Source organism: Kaistia sp. MMO-174 (assembly GCF_037147815.1).
In the GTDB taxonomy this organism is placed as follows: Bacteria; Pseudomonadota; Alphaproteobacteria; order Rhizobiales; family Kaistiaceae; genus Kaistia; species Kaistia nematophila.
This window is the reverse complement of the sequence record NZ_JBBCUO010000006.1, coordinates 353,217-374,466: the sequence shown is the minus strand read 5'-3', so window position 1 is coordinate 374,466 and position 21,250 is coordinate 353,217. Positions and strand designations below refer to the sequence as shown.

Here is a 21,250-nt window from a genome sequence, read left to right as displayed (position 1 = left end):
GATCGCGGAATTACCACCGTCCTGATTGACTTTATCGACGCGGGTCGATCATTTGATCGAATGACGAAGCAAAAATTCGATCATATGGACTTGCGCATCCTGCGCGCCCTGCAGAACGACTCATCGCTGTCGCAGCGCGAGCTGGCGGAGACGGTCAACCTCTCGCAGAACGCCTGCTGGCGCCGCCTGCAGGCGATCCACCAGTCCGGCGTGATCCAGGGCTATTCGGTCCGGCTCAATCGCGCCGCGGTCGACCTCGACGTCGTCGTGTTCGTCATGATCCGCACCCGCCACCACTCCAAGGCATGGCTGGAGACCTTCCGCCAGCATGTGCGCTCGATGCCGGAAGTGATCGACTTCTACCGGATCGGCGGCGACTACGACTACATGCTGAAGATCGTGACGCGTGACCTCGCGAGCTATGACCGCACCTATCAGCGCCTGATCGAGAAGGTCGAGCTCGACACCGTCACCTCCTATTTCGCCATGGAGGCGATCGAGGAGCAGCGGCCGCTGCCGATCCGCGACACCGGCGGCTAGCAGGCGGGACACCCGCGCCGATTGACGATGGCCGGCGCGGGGCTATCAATTGGCGCAGCGGGCGCGACGACCAGGGAGGGTGACGAGCCGATGGATACGCCCGACAGCGGCAAGCCTGCGGCCACCGAAGCCCGCACGCGGGAAAGGAAGGCGACCCTCGACGGCATCGATCGCAAGCTGATCGCGCTGCTGCAGGAGAATGCGCGCGCCTCCATCTCCGACCTGGCGCGCCAGCTGAAGCTCGGCCGCACCACCGTGCACGAACGGATCGCCAAGCTGGAAGCGAACGGCGTCATCCTCGGCTATTCGACCATTCTCTCGCGCGATCCCGGCGCACCGACGAGCCGGGCGATCGTCATGCTCAGCCTGGTGCAGCGCATGCAGTCGGCCGTGATGGAGCGGTTGCGGCGCCTGCCCGAGGTGCTGACCTGCCACACGGTGAGCGGCGATTTCGACCTCGCCCTGATGATCGAGGCGCCGCAGATGGACGATCTCGACGCTGTGCTCGACGAGATCATAAACCTGCCCGGCGTCGAGCGATGCCGCAGCTCGATCATCATGACCACCAATTTCGACAAGGCCTGACAAGCCCGCCCGTCATTTCGTCGCCGCGGCCGTCATTTCGTCGGATCGGGACCTAGGAAAGCGCAGTTTCGACGCTGGCGGCCGCATGACGTGAACGGAACAATCGGCTCCGAGGATCAGGGGAGCCGCCGCCATGAAGACAATCACCGTCGTCGGAGCTGGAAAGATCGGCAGCACGATCGCCGCCATGCTGGCGGAGACGAGCGACTATCGCGTCGAACTGGTCGATCGCAGCGAAGCGAGCCTCGATGGGTTGCCGGTGCGCCTGGGCGTGACACATCACGTCGTCGATGTAACCGCCAGGGGCGCGCTCGCCGACATGCTGGCGGGCTCCTTCGCCGTCATCAGCGCCCTGCCCTTCCATCTGACGACCGCCGTTGCCTCGGCCGCGATCGACGCGGGCGTGCACTATCTCGACCTGACCGAGGACGTCGCCAGCACCCGGTTCGTGAAGAGCATGGCGGCGAATGCCAAAGCGGCGCTCATCCCGCAATGCGGCCTCGCGCCCGGCTTCATCTCGATCGTCGCCAGCGACATCGCCAGCCGTTTCGACAGCCTCGACAGCATCCGCATGCGGGTCGGCGCGCTGCCGCAGTTTCCCTCCAACGGACTCAACTACAGCCTGACCTGGAGCACGGACGGCGTCATCAACGAATATTGCGAGCCCTGCGAGGCGATCGCCAATGGCCGCCTCGTCTCGGTGCCGCCGCTGGAAGAACGCGAGGAATTCTCGCTCGACGGTGTGCTCTACGAGGCGTTCAACACATCGGGCGGTCTCGGCACGCTTTGCGAGACGCTGGCAGGCAAGGTGCGACGCCTCAACTACAAGACCGTGCGCTATCCCGGCCATGCCGCGATCATGAAGGTGCTGCTCGACGACCTCCGCCTCGGCGCCCGGCGCGAATTGCTGAAGGACATCCTCGAGCAGGCGCTGCCCACGACCCGTCAGGACGTCGTCGTCGTCTTCGTCACGGTCAGCGGCATGAAGGGAGGCCGGCTGGTCGAGGAGATCTACGCCAAGAAGATCTACAGCCACGCCGAATGCAGCGCCATCCAGCTGACGACCGCCTCGGCGGCCTGCGCCGTGCTCGACCTGCTCGCCTCCGGACAATCACCGCAGCGCGGCCTGGTCCGGCAGGAGGAAATCCCGATGGCGGCGTTCCTCGCCAACCGCTTCGGCGCAATCTACCGGCCGGACGAATCCGGCTCCAGCAACGGCCAGGGGAGGCAGGAAAAGACGGCAGAGCCGCATCCTGCCGAAGGCGCCCGCCGCCCGAACAAGGCGGCGGGCCTCCTGCCCGCCTAAGGCGAAAAGCTGGAACCATTGCGTTGCTGCGGGGTTGGCCTTGCGGATGCGGCGCGCGTCAACCGGACGTGGCGGCATGGGGAACAGGGTGGTTTTTCCGGTTTCCCGCCCTGACCAACGCAACGGTAGTCGAGCCCCTGTCCCGCCCGCGCCGCATCCCCCGCGCGTCGGCGTCAACCAGGATTGGCGGCGGCGAGCACGCGGCAGTGCTCGGCATTGGCGGCAAGGGTGACCGCCGTTCCCCGGAGTTCGCGTAAGTGCGCCGGCCACTGCGCCGGGTCGACCGGCTCGCCATGCGCGGCGACGAAGGCGGCCTCGCCCGGCAGGTTCCGGCGCAGCGCCAGATAGCGCGCCACCGGCTCGGCCAGGGAGCGCTCTTCCCGTGCCATCCGCTCCAGCTCGGCAATGCTCCACATCGCCGGCGGCGGCAGGTTCCCACCCTTGGGCAGGATATCGAGAACGGCATGCTGGCGCGCCAGAAATGCCTTGTCGAGGAAGGTATGGCGCAGGCCGTCCAGCTCGCCCTCGGCCTTCTGCGGAAATGCCTCGACGAAGGAGAGATCCTGCGCCACCGCCTCGTTGATCCGCCGCGCGGCGAAGTGCTCGCGCAGCACGACCTTGGCCGAGCCTACCCAGGGCAAGGCCGCGACGGCCGCCTTGATGTCGACGGCCATCAGGAAGGCGAAGTTCGCCGCGCACCATTGCGTCGGCAGCTGGAACGCCACCGCGACCGATCCGCCGTCGATCTCGATCGACCGGATGAAACCCATCGCCGTGACGGTTTCGTCCAGCTCGGGATCGCGGATCGCCTCCAGGGCGCCATGCACCTCGGCAATCCGCGCGGCGGTCAGCGCGTCCGGCAGAGGAGCAAGCGGCGCACCCTCACTCGGCCGCATGACGGGACGCCTCGGCGGCCGGCAGGTCGACCGGCGGCAGGTTCATCAGCGCGTCGACGTCGAGGCCGTAGAGCCTGGCGGCGTTGAGACCGAGGATCTTGCGCTTGGCTGCGAGATCGAGCGCATGGCCAGCCTCGGTCGTATCGGCCTCGTCCAGCTCGAACGCCATGAACGCCTCGATGATCCAGTCCGGGCTGGTGATCGCGTAGTCGGAGCCGAAGATCAGCCGGTCCGGGCCGACGCCCCAGAGCAGCTCGATCAGCATCGCCTTGAAGTGGCGCGGCCGGGCGCGGATGAACGAGGTGACCAGCGCCAGCCCGCCATAGACATTCGGCTCCTGCCCGGCGACGGCGCAGAAATCGTCGATGCGCGGCATGCCGCAATGATCGACGACGAATTTCAGGTCCGGGAACGAGGTGGCGACCTGGTCGACGTCGCGCACGTCGAAGGCGTCATAGTCGAGGGGATGCGTCGTCGGCCCCTTGTGGACGTGCACGATGTCGATGCCGAGCTCGCGACACTTCTCCAGATAGGGCCTCACGAAATCATCGGACAGGCGATAGCCGCGCGAGATGCCGTTCCATTCGCCCGTATAGAGCTTGACGCCCTTGAAGCCGAAGCGATCGTGGTCGCTCTCAAGCCGCGCCAGCCCGCGAGCCCCCTCGCGCGGATCGATCCGGCCGTTCAGCACGACGCGCTCCGGGCAAAGCGCCTTCAGCTCGCTGCACTGGTCTGTGGTGTTGAAGCCGTCCTTGTAGAAATCGCGGAGATCGACGGGGAGCATGATGGCGGCGTCGCAATAGCCGTCGACGAACAGATCGCGCGCCGCCTTTTCAGCGCCGTAATAGCGAAACTGCTCCTGCGACCAGCGCTTGTCGGTCGGCGTGAAGCCGACATGGCCGCTCCAGAACGTATCGATGAAGGTTCGGCCATAATCGTTGCGCCAGTTCGACGGCCGCCCATCCCAGAGATGAGTGTGGCCATCGACGACAAGAACGCGCTCACCCTCCGGCGTGACAAACATCTATCCCTCCCTCGAATCCTCCTGGCAGAGACCTGGCCGCGCGACACCGATTATACGAGCCGGCATCCCGACGACACGCAGCCCTTCGCGCCTTCCTGGTCTATCCCGGGCCCGGTCAAGTCGAGAAGCGGTCCAGCGATGCTGCACTGCTTCCCGAATTCTGTCGCACTGCGAATTGCCGCGAGAGGCGAACCCGCGATGCTTCCTCAGCTGAAGTATCGGACGCGAATGGCGTCGATGGCAACCGCGATGAAGATCATCACGCCGCCGATCATGCCGACATAGAAGGACGGCACCGAGATGATGGCGAGACCGACCTGGATGATGGTCAGGAGCAGCACGCCGCCCAGCACGCCGACGACATTGCCGCGACCGCCGAACACGCTGACGCCGCCGATGATCGGCGCCGCGATGGCATAGAGCAGGTAGCTCGAACCCTGGTTCGAGGTGATCGCCATCTGCCACGACGCCAGCAGGAAACCGGCGCAGCCGGCGAGAAAGCCCGCCAGCGTGTAGGTCAGGATCTTGACCCGGTCGACGCGGATGCCGGCGGAATTCGAGGCGACCGGATTGCCGCCGACGGCATAGACGCGGCGGCCGAACACGGTGCGGGTCAGGAGGATGCCGACGCCGACCAGCGCGACCACGAAGATGAACGGCATGATCGGCCAGCCGCCGATCGTCGCCTGGCCGATCCAGACATAGCCGTCGGAAAGGTTGGTGATGGTGCGGCCCTGGGTGAGCGCCAGCAGCGCCCCCTGCAGGATGATCATCATCGCCAGCGTCTGGATCAGCGACACCATCTTCAGCTTGGTGATGCAGAGCCCGTTGAAGAAGCCGATGAAGGTGGCGACGCCGACGCCGACCAGCATGCCCGGGAACCAGGGCAGGCCCCAGTCGGAATAGGCCATGGCGCCGATCGCCGAGGAGAAGCCGAGATTGGCCGGCAGCGACAGGTCGATCTCGGCGACGAGCAGCGGCAGCGCCACCGCCAGCCCCAGCATGCCGAGCACGGTGGCCTGCACCATGATGTTCTGCATGTTGTTGACGGTGAAGAAGAACTGGTTGAACAGGCCGAAGATCACGACCAGCGCGATCAGCCAGATCCAGACGACGTTGTGCAGCACCCAGCCGAGAACGGAACGACCGCCCTTCCCGGCGGTCGGGGCGGCGCCGGCGGGGCTCGCGGTCTTGGCGGCAACGGTCATCGTGCGGCTCATCTTGTCCTCGTTGTCATCATGGCGTCCGGGGCGTCCGGCCCGGGTTCCAGCGGAACCCTAGGCCGGCTCGAGGCCACGGAGCCGGTCATTGGTTATTTCGGCGCCCGTCAGCTCGCGGGCGATGGCACCGTTCTCGAAGATGCAGACGCGATCGGCGGCGCGGGTGATCTCGTCGGTATCGGTCGAGACGATGATCACGGCGACGCCGGTCCGGCTCAGTTCGTCGACGATCCGGAGCACGTCCTGCTTGACGCCGACATCGATGCCGCGCGTCGGCTCGTCGAGGATCAGCACGCGCGGCCCGGTGGCGAGCACGCGGCCGAGGCAGACCTTCTGCTGGTTGCCGCCGGAAAGCGTGTCGACGGCGACGGCGGCCGAGGCGGCCTTGATGCCCATGGCGGCGAAATAGCGATCGGAGAGCCGCAGTTCGGCGTCCCTGCTCAGGAAGCCGGAGCGGGCGACCGAGGCGAGCGAGGACAGCGAGATGTTGGCGCCGATCGACATCTGGCCGATGGCGCCGTCGCGGCGGCGGTCGTCCGAGAGAAAGGCGATGCCCGCCTCGAAGGCGTCGCGCGGATGGGTCGGCAGGCCCTGCGGCGCGCTGCCATCGGCGAAGCGGATGGTGCCGGATTGCACCGGCGTCAGGCCGAAGATGCAGCGCGCCAGTTCCTTGGCGCCGGCGCCGGGCAGGCCGGTGAAGCCGACCACCTCGCCGGGGCGGATGTCGAGCGCCGGCACGCGCACGCTCGGCCCGACGACGTCGCGCAGCTGCACGGCCGGGGCATCGTCTGCAAAGCTGCGGCGCTCGCGCTGGAACAGCACCAGGCCGCGACCGAGCACCAGCTCCGAGAGCTGCGCCGAGGTCAGGCTGCCGACATCCTCGGATCCGCCGGCCAGCACGCCGTCGCGCAGCACCGAGACGGCGTCGCAGATGTCGAGGATCTCGTCATTGTAGTGCGAGATGAAGATGAAGGTGACGCCGTCCGCCTTGAGCCGGCGCATGAAATCGAACAGCTGCTGGCGGTCCTCGACGGTCAGGGCCGCCGTCGGTTCGTCGAGGATGATGACCTTGCCGCCGCTGAACATGGCGCGGAGGATGTTGAGCTTGCGGCGCGCCACGGCGTCGAGCTTGCCGGCCGGCGTGTCGAGATCGATGCCGGTGCCGGCCAGCATGCGCGCCGCGTCCTGGCGCAGCTTGCGCCAGTTCACGAAGCCGAAGCGGCGCGGCCAGATCCCCAGCATCAGGTTCTCGGCCGCGGAGAGGTGATCGATGATCATCGGCTCCTGGGTCACCAGGAAGACGCCGGCCTCCTCCATCGACGGCACGTCGGCATGGGCGAGCGCGACGCCGTCGAGATAGAGCGTGCCCGTCGTCGGCTGGCGCTGGCCGGAGATGATGCCGACCAGCGTGCTCTTGCCGGCGCCATTCTCGCCCAGCAGGCCATGGATCGAGCCGCGCCGGATGGCGAGGCTGACATCGCGCAGCGCCACCGCGCCGCCATAGGCCTTGCTGATGTTCTCGACCCGCAGAACATGGTCGTTCGCGGCCTGCGATCCCGCTGTCATCGGCACGGTCAAGCGCATCTCCTGTCAAAAACGGAACGGCCGCGCAGCGAGCGCGGCTGAAACAGAAGGTGGCGTCGCGCCCGAAGAGCGCGACGCCATGGCCCGACTATGTGTAGGGGATCTTCCACTCGATTTCGGCGATCGCGCCCCAATGGCGCGGATCGGCCGAATTCGACTTGTCGATGATGAAGGGGGGAATAATCAGGGTCGGGCCGGTCTTGCCGGCGACGATCTCGCCCTTCTCCCAGAAGTACTTCTTGTTCTCGTACGGGCCGATCGGAACGGCCTCTTTCTTCATCGCGTACTTGCCGAGCATCTCGACCGCGATCTGGCCATAGGCGATCGGGTCCTGCGAGACGCAGGCATCCATGAAGCCGTCCTGGATCCACTTCAGCGCCACCGGCTCGCCGTCGATGTTGACGAAGATGACGTGGCCTTCCTCGCCGACCTTCTTCCAGCGGCCCTTCTGCTGCAGCGCCGTGACGATGCCGCGCGAGGGCGAGTCGGATGGGGCGTGGACGGCGTCGAGATCCGGGAATTCCGACAGCGTCGAGAGCGTCACGGCCAGCATCTGGTCGAGCGCGCCTTCGGTCGGACGGGCGAGATACTTGATCTCCGGATACTTGGCGAACTCGGCGTCCATGCCTTCCTTGCGCAGGCGCCACGCCACGCTCTGCAGCGCGCCGAAGCAGTTCAGCACCGTGCCCTTCGGGCTGCCATACTTGGCGGTCAGGCGCTTGATGATCTCCTGGGCCGCCATCTGGCCGCCGAGGTAGTTGTCGAAGGAAACGGTGATCGCCACGTCGCCGCCATCGGCGGGGGTGTCGATGATGCCGACCGGGATGCCCTTCTGGTTATACCGGCGGATGGCGGAGACGATCGCCTGGCTGTCGATCGGGTCGCTGATGATGGCGGAGGGGTCGGAGAGCATCAGGCTCTGCCACTGCTCCAGCTGGCGGGTATTGTCGAAATTGGCGTTGGTCGCCTGGAATTCCCAGGAATTCGCCTGCACCGCCCGCTTCACCGCCTCCTCCTGGATGACGAAGAAGTAGTAGTCGAGGCTCTTGTTGCTGTAGGGGACGAAGACGCGGTCGGCCGCGAAAGCACTGTTGCTCCCGCCCACCATGGCTCCGACACCGAGGGCCGCGCCCGCCTTGAGCAGGCCGCGGCGGCTGAGGTTGTTCACGTTTGTCACTCAATCCTCCCATGTCCCGTCGGCTCCCTGTTCCCTGCCGACCGGTCTATATCTAGTTTCACTACATGACGATGAACTGTCAATGGCACGGCGGCGGATAGACACCGTCGCACAAGGGGATTTTTCTAGTCAAATACTTGATTTGAATGCCAAATTTATAGAACTTCCGGACAAGCGGAAACCCTTGCCGTCCCGCTGGAGCGAGGCGGCGCCGTTGACGTAGCGATGTCGTGGCCCTGCGGGATTTTCGTTTTACTACATCACCGCATGGCCACATAGGCAGTGCCGTCGAAGCAGCCGACGACCATGCCCTGCGATTCCCGCGTGAACAGGCCGTTCTCGACGACGCCGGGAATCTGGTTCAGCTCGATCTCCAGCCGCTCCGGCTCGGGAATCGCGGCGCAGCGGCAGTCGAGGATGAAGTTCCCGCTATCGGTGACGACCGGCTGGCCGTCGCGCATCCGCCGCACGATCACGGCGTCGGCGATGCCGTGCTCGGCGAGCAGCCGCGACACCATGCGCTCGGTCTGCTTCCAGGCGAACTGCACCACCTCGACCGGCAGCGGGAAGCCGCCGAGCTGGTCGACGATCTTGGTCTCGTCGCAGATGGTGATCATCCGCTTCGAGGCATGGGCGACGATCTTCTCCCAGAGCAGGCAGGCGCCGCCGCCCTTGATCATGCGGAACTGGCGGTCGATCTCGTCGGGACCGTCGACGGTCAGGTCGAGCTCGCCGATGTCGTTCGGGTCGGTGATCTTGATGCCGACTTCGCGGGCGACGTCGTTGGTGGCGCGCGACGTGGTCGTGCAGGTCACCTTGAGGCCGGCGGCGACATGCTTGCCGAGTTCGCGCACGAAGAAGTGCGACGTCGTGCCGGAGCCGAGTCCGAGCTTCATGCCGTCGCGCACGAATTCCTCGATCACCTTGCGGCCGGCAACCTTCTTGGCCTCATCCTGTGCGGTCATGTCCTGTCCTCGGTATGAAATTTATCGGTGCGGCGCGCCGGCGGCCCGGCTCAGATCTTGTCGGTCTGCCAGGAATCGAGCGCCGGAAGCTGGTCCGGGAATTCGCTGCCGCTGGTCACGGCGATGGAGGTGACCAGCATGTTGATCACCAGGTGATGGTTGAGCCGCGAGGCGAGCGGCGTCAGCAGCTCGGTGCGGTCATAGGGCGTCACGGCGATCAGCACGTCGGAGACGCGCGCGAGCGGGCTCTCCGCTGCCGTGATCGAGACGACGCGGGCGCCGCCAGTGCGGGCCGCGATGGCGAGCTCGATCATCTGCTTGGTATGGCCGGACTGCGAGAAGATCAGCGCCACCTCGTTGGGCCGCGAGGCTTCCGCGTGCAGCCACTGCTTGGTGCGGCCCATGACGGCGGCGCAGCGCATGCCGAGGCGCTGGAACTTGTGCTCGGCGTCCACCGCCGTCACCTCGGAAATGCCGGTCGCATAGATGCCGACCCAGCTCGCCGCCTGCAGCAGCTTGGCGCCTTCCTCGATCTGCGCCGGCAGCAGGTCCTCCAGCGCGCGCTGGATCGCGTTCAGCGAATTGCGCGCCGTCTTGCGGACGATGTTCTCGATCGAGTCGCCCGGCACGATCTGCTCATAGGCGAACGGCGCCGACGGCACGAGGCTCTGCGCCAGGTTGAGCTTGAAATCCTGGTAGCCTTCGAAGCCGAAGCGCCGGCAGAAGCGCATCACGGTCGGGTCGCTGACGTCGCATTCCTGCGACAGCCGCGCCATGCTCATGTGGATGACCTGGCCCGGATGCGCCTTGACGAAATCGCCGAGCCGCTGCTCGGCCGGGCCCATCCGGTCGTGCTCCTGGAGGATGCGCTGCAGCAGGCTGTTGGTCGACATCGGGGCTCCCTCAGATCGCCTGTTGGACCGGCCTATAGGCCATGAGATCGAGCAGCCGTTCCAGTCGCTGCCCGGGCTCCGTCGAAACCAGCTTGCCGCCGCCCCAGGGAACGACGAAGAACGGAGCGTTCGCGGCGACGGCCGTCGCCTGGTCGACCCCCGTGTCGCCGACATAGGCCCAGCCGCCATCGGCAAGCTGCATCCGCTTCGCCACCGCCAGCAGGTGGCCCGGGTCCGGCTTGCAGGCCGGCACCGCATCGGCGCCGAGTACGGCGTCGAACAGCGGCGCGATGCCGAGCAGGTCGAGCACGCGAAGCGTCAGCGCATGCGGCTTGTTGGTGCAGATGCCGAGCCGGAATCCGGCCTGCTTCAGCGCAGCCAGGTCCTCGCGGACATGGCTGTAGAACTTCGTCAGCCGGGCCGGTGCCTCGCCGTAATGGGCGAGATAGGCGGCGTGCGCGGCGCGGATGGTCGCGTCGTCGCTCGGCAGGCCGAGCTCGGTGAGCATGTCGAGCAGCAGCCGGCGCGGGCCATTGCCGATGAAGCGCTCGACGAATTCCGTCTCCTGCTCCGGCCAGCCGCGCGAGCGCAGATAGGCGTTGACCGCCGCGGCGATGTCCGGCGCACTGTCGATCAGCGTGCCGTCGAGGTCGAAGATAAGCGCCCCGAAGGTGGCGAGCGGCTTGGTCATGTCAGTCTCTCAGTCACGCGTCGAGCCTCGCCTCGGCGATCGCCGCGAAGCTCTGCGACAATGCCGGATAGAGGCCTTCGAAGATGGCGAAGGCCCGGCGCAGCGTGTCGCCGGTTTCGCGGTCGGGAAGCTGGCGCGTCAGCGGCCGGCAGAGCGCCGCCGCCGTCTTCGCGTCGGGCCAGATGCCGGTGCCGACGCCGGCGACCAGCGCCGCGCCGAACGCGCCCCCCTCGGCCGCGCCCTCGGTGGTGACCACCTCGCAGTCGAACAGGTCGGCCTGCATCTGCCGCCACAGCGACGAGCGGGCGCCGCCGCCCGAAGCCTTGATGACGCTGTGCTGCATGCCGATCCGCTGCATCAGGCCATGAATGTCTCGGAGCGCATGGGTGACGCCCTCCATGACGCTGCGCGCCATGTCGCCGCCATCATGCCGGGCGGTCAGGCCGACAAAGGCGCCGCGCGCGATCGGGTCCGGATGCGGGCAGCGCTCACCATAGAGATAGGGCAGGAAGAACAGGCCCTTCGCGCCGGCGGGGCTCGCCGCCGCCCGCGCCACGATCTCGTCGAAGGAGGGCTTTTCCGCCCCCTGCCCGAGCGAACCCATCGCATCGCGGAACCACGACATCGCGCCGCCGGCATTGAGCGAGACGCCCATGCAGTGCCAGCTATCCGGCGCGACATTGCAGAACACCTGCAGCCGGCCGCCAGGATTATCCTCCGGCGCTTCAAGGGCGCTGGCGACAATGCCGGCCGTGCCGATCGTCGTCTGCAACTCGCCCGGCATCATCACGCCGGAACCGAGCGTCTGGATGACGCTGTCGCCGCCGCCGCCGACAACCGGTATGCCTTCCGGCAGGCCGAAAAGGGCAGAGCCGGACCGGTTCACCCGCCCCGTGACAACCTGCGATTCATGGCAGGCCGGCAGCAGCGCCGGGCCGATGTCGAGCCGGTCGAGCAGCGGCGTCGACCATGTCCGCTTGCGCACATCGAACAGGCCGGTGCCGGAGGCGTCCGATACCTCGGTGGCGATCTCGCCGGTCAGCACCAGGCGCAGATAGTCCTTCGGGTTCACGACATGGCGGAGCTTCGCATAGAGCTCCGGCTCGTGATGGCGCATCCAGAGGATCTTGCCGCCGGTATAGCCGACCAGCATGCGGTTGTTGGTGAGCGCGAGCAGCGCCTCGAGGCCGCCCGCCTTCTCCGTGATCTCGGCGCATTCGGCGCCGTTGCGCTGGTCGTTCCAGAGCAGCGCCGGCCGCAGCACGCGATGCGCCTCGTCGAGCGGCGTCAGGCCGTGCATCTGGCCGGACAGGCCGATGCCCGCGATCTCGACGTCGCGCCGCTCGGCGAGCACGCTGGCGACCGACTGGCGGGCACCCTCGATCCAGAGCGCCGGATCCTGCTCGGTCCAGCCGGGACGCGGCTGCGACAGGCCGTAGGTCGCCGTCGAACTGGCCAGCACCGAGCCGTCGGCGTCGATCAGGAGCGCCTTGCAGCCGGACGTGCCGATATCGATGCCGAGAAGCGCCGTCGTCATCGCCTATCGCCCCTCGGGCTCGTCATGGCGGATGCGGACGTGCTTGAAGTTGAAATATTCGAGCATGCCCTCGCGGCCGTGCTCATAGCCGACGCCGCTCTGCTTGCGGCCGCCATAGGGCGCGTTCATGACGCCGGCATCGACATTGTTGACGGCGACATTGCCATAGTCGAGCCGGGTGGTCAGGTAGCGCACCTCGTCCATGCCCTTGGCGTAGACATAGGAGGCAAGCCCGTAGGGCGTGTCGTTGGCGCGGGCGATCGCCTCGTCGAGGCCGTCATAGGGGGCGACGCCGAGCAGCGGCCCGAACGTCTCCTCGCTCATCACCTTCATGTCGTGCGTGCAGTCGGCGACCACGGTCGGGCGGAAGAAGTGGCCGCGCGCGAATTCGTCGCCTTCCGGCGCCGCGCCGCCGGTCACCAGCCGCGCGCCCCTGGCGAGCGCATCGGCGAGATGGTCCTTCGTCTTGGCGAGCGGCTCGGCCGAGGCCATGGCGCCGAGATCGGCATCCGGCCTGTCGAGGCCGTTGCCGATGGTCAGCTTCTCCGCCGCCACCTTCACCTTGGCGAGGAACGCCTCGTAGACCGGGCGGGCGACATAGACGCGGTTAATCGCGATGCAGATCTGGCCCATGTTGCGGAACGATCGCCGCACCGCGCCCTTCACCGCCGCGTCGAGATCGGCGGATTCGGTCACGATCATCGGGCAATTGCCGCCGAGTTCCAGCGACATGCGCTTGACGGTTGTGGCCGACTGCTGGATCCGCAGGCCGACGCCGCTCGATCCGGTGAAGGCGATCTTGTCGACGCCGGGATGTTCGACCAGCGCCTGGCCGACGACCGAACCCGGCCCGGTGACGACATTGACGACGCCGGCCGGGATCTTGGCTTCCTCGACCTTCTCTGCGATCGCCAGCGCCGTGAACGGCGTCAGATCGGCCGGCTTGATGACGATGGTGCAGCCGGCGGCGAGCGACGCGCACAGCTTCCAGCCGACCAGCTCTGCCGGATAGTTCCACGGCGTGATCGCGCCGACGACGCCGATCGGCTCGCGGAGGACGAGGCTGTGGTGATCGGTGGTGTCTCCCGGCACGATCTCGCCATGCACGCGCACCGCCTCCTCGGCATAGAAATGACAGGCCTCGGCCAGCTTCAGGATCTCGCCGCGCGCCTCGTTGAGCGGCTTGCCCTGCTCCATCGTCATGATCCGCGCCATGCGGTCGGCATCGGCGGCGATCACATCACCCAGCCGGTGCAGCGCGGCGGAGCGCGCCTTGGCCGGCAAATCGGCCCAGCCGCGAAACGCCGAACGCGCCGCCGCGACGGCGTCGTTGATCTCGTCCGCGGTCGACGCGGCGATCTCGCCGATGACCTCGCCGGTCGCCGGATTCGTCACGGCGATGCGCGCACCGGCGCCTGCATTCCAGCGACCGCCGATGAACAGCTTTCCACTCAATTCCGAGATCATTGCATCCGTCCCTGCGGCCCGGCGAACGGCCCGCCCAAGCCAAAACCCGTCGCGACAAAGCTCCATCGGAGCCGAACATTCGGTCAGAATATAGCATTACTACGCAAGCACAAGGCCACTGGCCGAGCGAGTTGTGGAAGCGGTGAGACGCCCTGGGTCTGATCAGCCAAATCTTTGCATTGCATCGGTTTTTCAGCATGTTCGGCGAGGAGGTCCCGCCCCCTGCACCAACGGTTCCCGGGCGGTTTCGGGCCGCTTCAGAACCAATCGCTAGCCAGATTTATAGTTTTACTACGAAGACACGTCGGGAAGCCGGTTCTCTATCGCCGTGGCACGATGTCGGCGCTGCCATCCCTGAAGGAGGCGCCGCGTCGCAACCGCCGCCGCCTCCCGGGGGCGCGCGGCGCTCGCCGGCCGATTGACAGTCCCGGCATCGCGTGCATAGCTATGCAAGGCCACAAAACATAACGGGTCGTTGCGGAAAGTCCGAGAGACAGCCGCCGGGTTTTGGAGCCGGAGGACAGGCGCGCCAACGCCTATTCGCCGGCGGGCGGAATCATCAAGACGAGGGAAGACGGACAGCCGGAGACGACAAGAACGGAGCCCCGGCGGCCAGGGCGCTCCATCAAGGGAGGAGTGGTTCATGGTCCATAAGCTCATCTCCGGCGCGCCAGGCATCAAGCGGCGCGACATCCTCAAGGGCGCAGGCCTGATCGGCATGGCGGGCGTGTTCCCGGCCATCCTCACGGGGCCGGCCTTCGCTGCCGACAAGCCGACCGTCGTCAACTCGATCCGGTCGCTTTCGAATCCCTATCATGCGACCTGGAACAAGGGCGGCGCCGCCTTCGCCAAGTCGGTCGGGGCCGACTACGTCACCCTCGTTACCGAGGGCAACAGCGAGAAGGGTATCGCCGACATCAAGGCGATCCTGGCCAAGACGGGCGGCAACGCCGTGATCAATGTCGACCCGAACGACAGCCCGGACGCCCGCCCGATCGTCGAGGCGGCCAAGGCCGCCGGCGCCTATGTCGTCACGCAATGGAACAAGCCGGCCGACCTGCATCCCTGGGATTTCGATCCCAACTACGTCGCCCACATCTCCTTCAGCGGCGTGCCCTACGGCAAGGCGATGGCCGAGACGCTGATCAAGCAGATGGGTGGCAAGGGCGGCATCGTCGCTCTCGGCGGCATCGAATCGAACATCCCTGCGATCGAGCGCAAGAAGGACCTGATGGAGGCGCTCGCCGCCAATCCGGACATCAAGCTGCTCGACTACCAGGTCGCCAACTGGTCGGCGACCGAGGCGCTCGAGAAGACCAATGCCTGGCTCACCCAGTTCGGCGACCAGATCGGCGGCATCTGGGCGGCGAATGACGACATGGCGCTCGCCGCCGTCGAGGCGCTGCGCGCCGATGGCCGCGCCGGCAAGGTGCCGGTGACCGGCATCGACGGCATCCAGCTCGCCGTCGAGGCGATCCAGAAGGGCGAACTCGCCGGAACCGTCGCCTGGGACCCCTACTGGCAGGGCGGCATGGGCCTGGCCATCGGCTACGCCGCCAAGACCGGCGTCTTCGACCCGGCCAAGGAGCCGAAGGACCATCGCGAGTTCTACGGCAAGGGCGTCATCATCACCGCCGACAACGCCAAGGCCTATTACGACGAGAACATCGCCTCCGAGCCCAAGATGGACTGGTCGGATATCTGGGGCCGGGTGACGGGCCAGATCGCCTACGACTGACCTCCCGGGGCGGGCGCGCCGCCTGACGACCTCCGCGCGCCCATCGCCGGCTCCTGCGTAACGGAGCCGGCGACCTGGCGCGGCGTCCTCCGCGAGCCTCGGCGTTCGCCGCGCCCGCGCTCCCGCTTGATTTCGCATGAGGCGTTCCTGCCGATGACCATCGATGCTTCCATCTCCGCCAGCCAGCCCGCGCCGCGGCGCCGCTGGCGCATCGCCGCCTGGGCGCCGCTGATCGTGCTGGTGCTGCTCTGCGGCCTGATCACCGCGATCAATCCCAATTTCATGACCTTCGGCAACATGGTCCGCATCAGCCAGGCGGCGATGATCCCGCTGGTGCTCGGCCTCGGCGCCACCTTCATCATCCTGATGGGCTCGATCGACCTGTCGGTCGAGGGCGGACTGACGCTCTCCGCCGTCATCCTGTCGATGCTGGTGCTGAACGGCGCCAACGCGAACGCCTTCGGCGTTTTCGGCATCCTGATCGTGCTTCTCGTCGGCGCCGGCGTCGGCTTCGCCAACGGCGTCATCCATGTCCGCCTGAAAATCCCCTCCTTCATGGTGACGCTGGGAATGTGGTTCGTCGGCGTCGGCGCCGCCAATGCGCTGCTCGGCGGCATGGCGATCCGCATCAACGACCCGATGATCCGCAGCCTCGCCATCGAGCGCTTCCTCGGCTTTCCATGGGGCGTCTGGCTGGCGCTGTTCTGCCTGCTGGTCGCGCTGGTGATCCAGAATCACACCCGCCTCGGCCGCTACATCTACGCGCTCGGCGGCGGCGAGGACCTGGCGGCGCTTTCCGGCATCCCGGTCGGCCGCGTCCGCATCCTGACCTTCACGCTCGCCGGCGTGTTCTACGCCGTCGGCGGTGTTCTGGCGGCGGCCCAGCTCGGCCTCGGCAACGCCCAGATCGGCAATGGCCGCCTGTTCACCACCGTCACCGCCGTCGTCGTCGGCGGCACGGCCCTCTCCGGCGGCCAGGGCAGCGTGTTGCAGACGCTGGTCGGCGTGCTGATCGTCGTCGTGCTGTCGAACGGCATGGTGCTCATGGGCGTGCCGCCCAGCGTGCAGATCGGCGTGCAGGGCCTGATGATCATCGCGGCGGTCGCGCTTTCGATCGACCGCAAGCGCATGCGGATCGTCAAATGAGCGCGCCGATCATCCGCCCCGCCCCGCCCGGCTCCGACACGCCGCCGGCGCTTGCCCTCCACCATGTCGACAAGCGCTTTCCCGGCGTCCATGCGCTGAAGGACGTCTCGATCGAGATCCGTCCGGGCGAGGTCGTCGGCCTGGTCGGCGAGAACGGTGCCGGCAAATCGACGCTGATGAAGATCCTCAGCGGCGTCTACCAGCCGGATTCGGGCGAGATCCGCCTGAATGGCCAGAAGACCCGCTTCGTCAGCGCCTCGGACGCCATGCGCCAGGGCATCGGCATGGTGTTCCAGGAGCAGTCCCTGCTCACCAACCTGACCGTCGGCGAGAACATCTATCTCGGCAACGAGGCGCAGTTCACCCGCTTCGGCATCGTCGACTGGCGCGCGCTCTACGCCGCCGCTTCGCGCCAGCTCGCCAAGGTGCAGATCGACGCCGACCCGCGCACGCGGGCGGAGGATCTCGATTTCGCGGCGCGGCAGATGGTCGAGCTCGCCAAGGCGCTGACGCTGGAGGAGAACGCGCCCGGCCATCTCGTCATCCTGCTCGACGAGCCGACCTCGGTGCTGGAGCGGGCCGAGATCGACATCCTGTTCGCCCGCGTCCGCGCGCTGCGGGCCCGCGCTTCGTTCATCTTCGTCTCGCACCGGCTCGACGAGGTGCTGGAACTCTCCGACCGCATCTATGTGATGAAGGACGGCGCCGTCGTCGCCGAACTCGCGGCCGCGGAGGCCGACGTCACGCAGCTGCACCACTGGATGGTGGGCCGCAGCCTGCAGGCCGAATATTATCGCGAGCCGCTGCAGAAGCCCTATCGCGACGAAATCGTGCTGGAGCTCGACAGGCTCGGCCACCAGGGCGCCTATCGCGATGTCAGCTTCAAGCTGCATGCCGGCGAGATCCTCGGCATCGCCGGCGTCATCGGCTCCGGCCGCGAGGAACTGACCCGTACCCTCGCCGGCTTCGCGCCGCACGACGCCGGCCGGCTGCTCGCCGCCGGCCGCGAGGTGAAGCTGCGCACGCCGGCCGAGGCCGTCGATATCGGCATCGGCTACATCCCGCGCGAGCGCCGGGTCGAGGGGCTGGTGCTGTTCCTGCCCGTCGCCGCCAACATCACGCTCGGCGACCTCGGCACGCTGACGAAGAACGGACTGATCGACACGCGCGAGGAAAAGCGGCTGGCCCAGAACTGGGTGCAGAAGCTGAGGATCCGCACCCCCGGCATCCACACGCTCTGCCTCAACCTCTCCGGCGGCAACCAGCAGAAGGTCGTACTGGCGAAGTGGCTGAACGCCAAAGCGCGCATCCTCATCCTCGACCACCCGACGCGCGGCCTCGACGTCGGCGCCAAGGAGGAGGTTTACGAATTGATCCGGGCCGTTACCGCCGAAGGCGTCGCCGTCATCCTGACCTCGGACACTTTGGAGGAGACGATCGGATTGAGCCACACGGTGCTGGTGATGCGCGACGGCGCCATCACCCACCGTGTCGGCGCCGAACCCGGCCACAAGCCGCAGCAGGTCGATCTCATCGGACACATGGTTTGACGATGAACAGCATCCTCGACACCTTCCGCTCCGACGGGCTGAGGCAATGGCTGCCGCTCGCCACGCTCGTCATCCTCGTCATCCTGGTCGGCGCCTTCCAGCCAGCCTTCCTCGATCCGAGCACGCTGCTGCAGCTCGCCAGCGACACGGCGGTGCTGTTCATCCTGGCGACCGGCGTCACCTTCGTCATCATGCTCGGCGGCATCGACCTGTCGATCCAGTCGATGGCGTCGCTTTCGAGCGTCGTCGTGGCGCTGACGCTCGCCCGCTTCGGCTATGGCGCCTTCGCCCTCGCCTTCGGTCTCGGCATCCTGGCGGGGCTGCTCTCCGGCATCGCCCATGTGAAGCTGCGCATTCCCTCCTTCATCGCCACGCTCGCCATGGGCGGCGTGCTCTACAGCGCGGCACTCGTCATCTCGAAGGAGCGTTCGATCACGCTCGGCGAAAGCGAGCGCGGCTATCTCGGCTGGATCACCGGCACGCTGTTCGGCGTGCCGAACGTCGTCGTCATCGGCCTCGTCGTCCTCGTCATCGCGCATGTCCTGCAGAGCCGCACCCGCTTCGGCCGCTACAGCGCGGCGATCGGCGCCGGCGAACCGGCCGCCTATGCCTCGGGCGTCAAGGTCGACCGCCAGAAGGTGATCGCCTTCGTGCTGTCCGGCGCCTGCGCGGCCCTGGCCGGCATCGTCCTCGTCGGCCGCCTCGCCAGCGGCTCACCGACGCTGGCGAGCGAACTGCTGCTGCCGTCGATCGCCGCCGTCGTCGTCGGCGGCACGGCGATCACCGGCGGCGTCGGCAGCATCTGGCGCACGCTCGTCGGCGCTCTGATCATTTCGGTCGTGCGGATCGGCATGACGTTCCTCGGCGTCAACATCTTTGCCCAGAACATCGTCTTCGGCGTCGTGCTGGTGGCGGCCGTCGCCATCACCATCGACCGGTCGAAGATCCCGATCGTCAAATAGGTTTCACCCGCATCCATCGGCCAACAAAAAGGAGCAAAAGCATGGATCTCGGACTGCGCGACAAGGTCGCCGTCATCACCGGCGGCAGCATCGGCATCGGCCTGGCGGTCGCCAAGGGGTTTGCCGCGGAAGGCGCGCATGTCGTCATCGCGGCGCGGGACGCGGGCCGCCTCGCCGCTGCGCGCGACGAGATCCTCGGCGCGCACCCGGTCCAGGTCCTCGCGGTCGATTGCGACGTCGCGACGGCGGTCGGCTGCGACCGCCTGCTGGCGGCTACCGAGGAAGCCTTCGGCGGCGCCGACATCCTGGTCAACAATGCCGGCACCGGCAGCAACGAGACCATCATGGATGCGCCGGACGACAAGTGGCAGTTCTACTGGGACCTGCACGTGATGGCGGCGATCCGCCTGGCGCGCGGGCTGGTGCCCTCGATGAAGCGGCGCGGCGGCGGCGTCATCCTGAACAACGCCTCGATCTGCGCCACCCAGCCGCTCTGGTACGAGCCGATCTACAACGTCACCAAGGCGGCGCTGATCATGGCCTCGAAGACGATGTCGACCGAGTTCATCAAGGACAACGTTCGCGTCAACGCCGTCAATCCGGGCTTCGTGCTGACGCCGGACTGGATCAAGACGGCGACGCAGCTGACCGCCGACAAGGGCGGCGACTGGAAGGGCTATCTCGACGGCCTGGCGCGCGAAAACGCGCCGATCGGCCGTTTCGCCTCGCCGGAGGAGGTCGCCGACTTCTTCGTCTTCCTCTGCTCCGACCGGGCGAGCTATTCGGTCGGCTCCACCTATTTCGTCGATGGCGGCATGCTGAAGACGATCTGAATTCATCGATACGGAAACCCGGTTTCCGTTGAACGACGCGCTGACGGGCGCTACGCAGGTGCCCGTCATTTCCGACTGTGGTTGCAACCATGAAATCGCCGAGAAAGTACCCGTCGTCGACGGATGTGGCGCGCCTTGCCGGCGTCTCGCAATCGGCGGTCTCGCGCGCCTTCAACAAGGGCACCAGCGTCTCGGAAGAGACCAGCCGCAAGGTGTTCGAGGCGGCGAAGCAGCTCGGCTACAGCCCGAACTTCCTGCCGCGCATGCTGCGCAAGCATCGCTCCGACCTCGTCGCCATCGTCATCAGCGACAGCGCGAACTCCTTCTACGCGGTCGCGGTCGACGCCTTCTCGAAGGCGCTGCAGGAGACCGGCCACCAGGTGCTGCTGTTCAGCGTCGGCGGCGGCAACGCGCTCGACGGCGTCCTGCCGCGCCTCGCCAGCTATCGCGTCGACGCCATCGTCAGCGCGCTGCCCGTCGTCACGCGGGAGGCGGCGGAGGCCTTCGCGCGCATCCGCATCCCGACGGTTTCCTTCAACACGCCGGCCCGGAACCAGTGGGTCTCCTCGGTCTGCTCCGACAATGCCGGCGGCGGCGCGCTGGTCGCCGATCTCTTCGTCCTGCGCGGCGCCCGTTCGTTCGGATTCATCGGCGGCATGCGCGGCGACTATGCGAGCGACGAACGCCTGCGCGGCTTTCGCGAGCGCCTCGCGACGCACGGCTTCGACGAGGTGCAGACCGCGCGCGGCGACTATGCCTATGAGGGCGGCTTCGCCGCCACCCAGGCGATGACCGGGCAGCGCTTGGTGCCGGACGCGCTGTTCTGCGCCAACGACATGATGGCCTTCGGCGCGCTCGACGCGCTGCGGCGGGCGGGATGGCGCGTGCCGGACGACGTGCTGGTCGCCGGCTATGACGACGTGCCGGCAGCAACATGGGGCTCGTTCGATCTGACGACCGTGGTGCACGACCACCAGGCCATGGTCGCCGCCGCGATCGCCATCCTGCATGATCGCATGACCGACAGCGGCACCGACCCCGCCGACGGCGTCACCACCACGGTGCCGGTCCGCCTCGCCGAGCGGGCGACGACGCGGCGCTGACGGAGGCGCGCCCTCCTCGGCGTGTTCCCCGGC

Annotated in this window: 18 protein-coding genes and 1 pseudogene; 9 read left to right on the top strand and 10 right to left on the bottom strand. The window is 67.2% G+C overall.

What is annotated here, in order from left to right; translation table 11 throughout:
* The first annotated feature begins 60 nt into the window (after positions 1 to 60).
* The 3 genes and pseudogenes from WFK98_RS22765 to WFK98_RS22755 form a co-directional block, all read left to right on the top strand.
* Complete coding sequence (locus WFK98_RS22765) at positions 61 to 540, top strand: Lrp/AsnC family transcriptional regulator (RefSeq protein ID WP_336801895.1); 480 nt, start codon at positions 61 to 63, stop codon at positions 538 to 540.
* 90 nt (positions 541 to 630) lie between these two features.
* Positions 631 to 1,125 carry an Lrp/AsnC family transcriptional regulator gene (locus tag WFK98_RS22760; protein ID WP_266341048.1) on the top strand — a complete coding sequence of 165 codons (495 nt, stop codon included), beginning with the start codon at positions 631 to 633 and terminating at the stop codon, positions 1,123 to 1,125.
* Positions 1,126 to 1,258: 133 nt separating this feature from the next.
* Positions 1,259 to 2,326 (top strand): annotated as a pseudogene (locus tag WFK98_RS22755) (saccharopine dehydrogenase C-terminal domain-containing protein); the annotation flags it as partial.
* A 278-nt stretch (positions 2,327 to 2,604) separates the two neighbouring features.
* On the opposite strand, the gene WFK98_RS22750 reads toward WFK98_RS22755, so the two are convergent.
* From WFK98_RS22750 to WFK98_RS22705, 10 genes are all read right to left on the bottom strand, one after another.
* On the bottom strand, positions 2,605 to 3,327 hold the full coding sequence (locus WFK98_RS22750) for an iron-sulfur cluster assembly protein (RefSeq protein ID WP_336801894.1): 723 nt from the start codon (positions 3,325 to 3,327) through the stop codon (positions 2,605 to 2,607).
* Positions 3,314 to 4,351 (bottom strand): amidohydrolase family protein, encoded by a 1,038-nt coding sequence (locus tag WFK98_RS22745; protein WP_336801893.1) that lies wholly within the window; start codon positions 4,349 to 4,351, stop codon positions 3,314 to 3,316. The genes WFK98_RS22750 and WFK98_RS22745 overlap by 14 nt, the downstream gene beginning before the upstream one ends.
* Positions 4,352 to 4,557: 206 nt before the next feature.
* Positions 4,558 to 5,571 carry an ABC transporter permease gene (locus WFK98_RS22740; RefSeq protein WP_266341051.1) on the bottom strand — a complete coding sequence of 338 codons (1,014 nt, stop codon included), beginning with the start codon at positions 5,569 to 5,571 and terminating at the stop codon, positions 4,558 to 4,560.
* 57 nt (positions 5,572 to 5,628) lie between these two features.
* On the bottom strand, positions 5,629 to 7,155 hold the full coding sequence (locus WFK98_RS22735; RefSeq protein ID WP_336801892.1) for a sugar ABC transporter ATP-binding protein: 1,527 nt from the start codon (positions 7,153 to 7,155) through the stop codon (positions 5,629 to 5,631).
* An 88-nt stretch (positions 7,156 to 7,243) separates the two neighbouring features.
* Complete coding sequence (locus WFK98_RS22730) at positions 7,244 to 8,332, bottom strand: substrate-binding domain-containing protein (protein ID WP_336801891.1); 1,089 nt, start codon at positions 8,330 to 8,332, stop codon at positions 7,244 to 7,246.
* Positions 8,333 to 8,592: 260 nt separating this feature from the next.
* Positions 8,593 to 9,297: a ribose 5-phosphate isomerase A gene (gene rpiA, locus WFK98_RS22725; RefSeq protein WP_336801890.1), complete on the bottom strand. Its 705-nt coding sequence runs from the start codon at positions 9,295 to 9,297 to the stop codon at positions 8,593 to 8,595.
* Positions 9,298 to 9,347: 50 nt separating this feature from the next.
* A complete protein-coding gene (locus tag WFK98_RS22720; protein ID WP_266341055.1) occupies positions 9,348 to 10,190 on the bottom strand; it encodes a MurR/RpiR family transcriptional regulator in 843 nt (280 codons plus the stop codon).
* A 10-nt stretch (positions 10,191 to 10,200) separates the two neighbouring features.
* Positions 10,201 to 10,881: an HAD-IA family hydrolase gene (locus tag WFK98_RS22715; RefSeq protein ID WP_336801889.1), complete on the bottom strand. Its 681-nt coding sequence runs from the start codon at positions 10,879 to 10,881 to the stop codon at positions 10,201 to 10,203.
* A gap of 13 nt (positions 10,882 to 10,894) precedes the next feature.
* The gene (xylB, locus tag WFK98_RS22710; RefSeq protein ID WP_336801888.1) at positions 10,895 to 12,418 is read right to left on the bottom strand and encodes a xylulokinase; all 1,524 of its coding nucleotides are present in this window, start codon (positions 12,416 to 12,418) and stop codon (positions 10,895 to 10,897) included.
* Between the two features lie 3 nt (positions 12,419 to 12,421).
* Positions 12,422 to 13,885: an aldehyde dehydrogenase family protein gene (locus tag WFK98_RS22705; RefSeq protein ID WP_336801887.1), complete on the bottom strand. Its 1,464-nt coding sequence runs from the start codon at positions 13,883 to 13,885 to the stop codon at positions 12,422 to 12,424.
* A gap of 643 nt (positions 13,886 to 14,528) precedes the next feature.
* Between WFK98_RS22705 and WFK98_RS22700 the strand changes: the two genes are divergently transcribed.
* The 6 genes from WFK98_RS22700 to WFK98_RS22675 all read left to right on the top strand — a co-directional run bounded on the left by WFK98_RS22700 (position 14,529) and on the right by WFK98_RS22675 (position 21,217).
* Positions 14,529 to 15,623, top strand: coding sequence for a sugar ABC transporter substrate-binding protein (locus WFK98_RS22700; protein ID WP_336801886.1), 1,095 nt, complete (start codon positions 14,529 to 14,531; stop codon positions 15,621 to 15,623).
* 153 nt (positions 15,624 to 15,776) lie between these two features.
* Positions 15,777 to 16,769 (top strand): ABC transporter permease, encoded by a 993-nt coding sequence (locus WFK98_RS22695; protein WP_266341060.1) that lies wholly within the window; start codon positions 15,777 to 15,779, stop codon positions 16,767 to 16,769.
* Positions 16,766 to 18,319 carry a sugar ABC transporter ATP-binding protein gene (locus WFK98_RS22690; protein ID WP_336801885.1) on the top strand — a complete coding sequence of 518 codons (1,554 nt, stop codon included), beginning with the start codon at positions 16,766 to 16,768 and terminating at the stop codon, positions 18,317 to 18,319. Before WFK98_RS22695 ends, WFK98_RS22690 begins: the two co-directional genes overlap by 4 nt.
* Before the next feature lie 2 nt (positions 18,320 to 18,321).
* The gene (locus WFK98_RS22685; protein WP_266341107.1) at positions 18,322 to 19,281 is read left to right on the top strand and encodes an ABC transporter permease; all 960 of its coding nucleotides are present in this window, start codon (positions 18,322 to 18,324) and stop codon (positions 19,279 to 19,281) included.
* A 41-nt stretch (positions 19,282 to 19,322) separates the two neighbouring features.
* Positions 19,323 to 20,114 (top strand): SDR family NAD(P)-dependent oxidoreductase, encoded by a 792-nt coding sequence (locus WFK98_RS22680; protein ID WP_266341062.1) that lies wholly within the window; start codon positions 19,323 to 19,325, stop codon positions 20,112 to 20,114.
* 89 nt (positions 20,115 to 20,203) lie between these two features.
* Complete coding sequence (locus WFK98_RS22675; protein ID WP_266341063.1) at positions 20,204 to 21,217, top strand: LacI family DNA-binding transcriptional regulator; 1,014 nt, start codon at positions 20,204 to 20,206, stop codon at positions 21,215 to 21,217.
* The last annotated feature ends 33 nt before the right edge of the window (positions 21,218 to 21,250 follow it).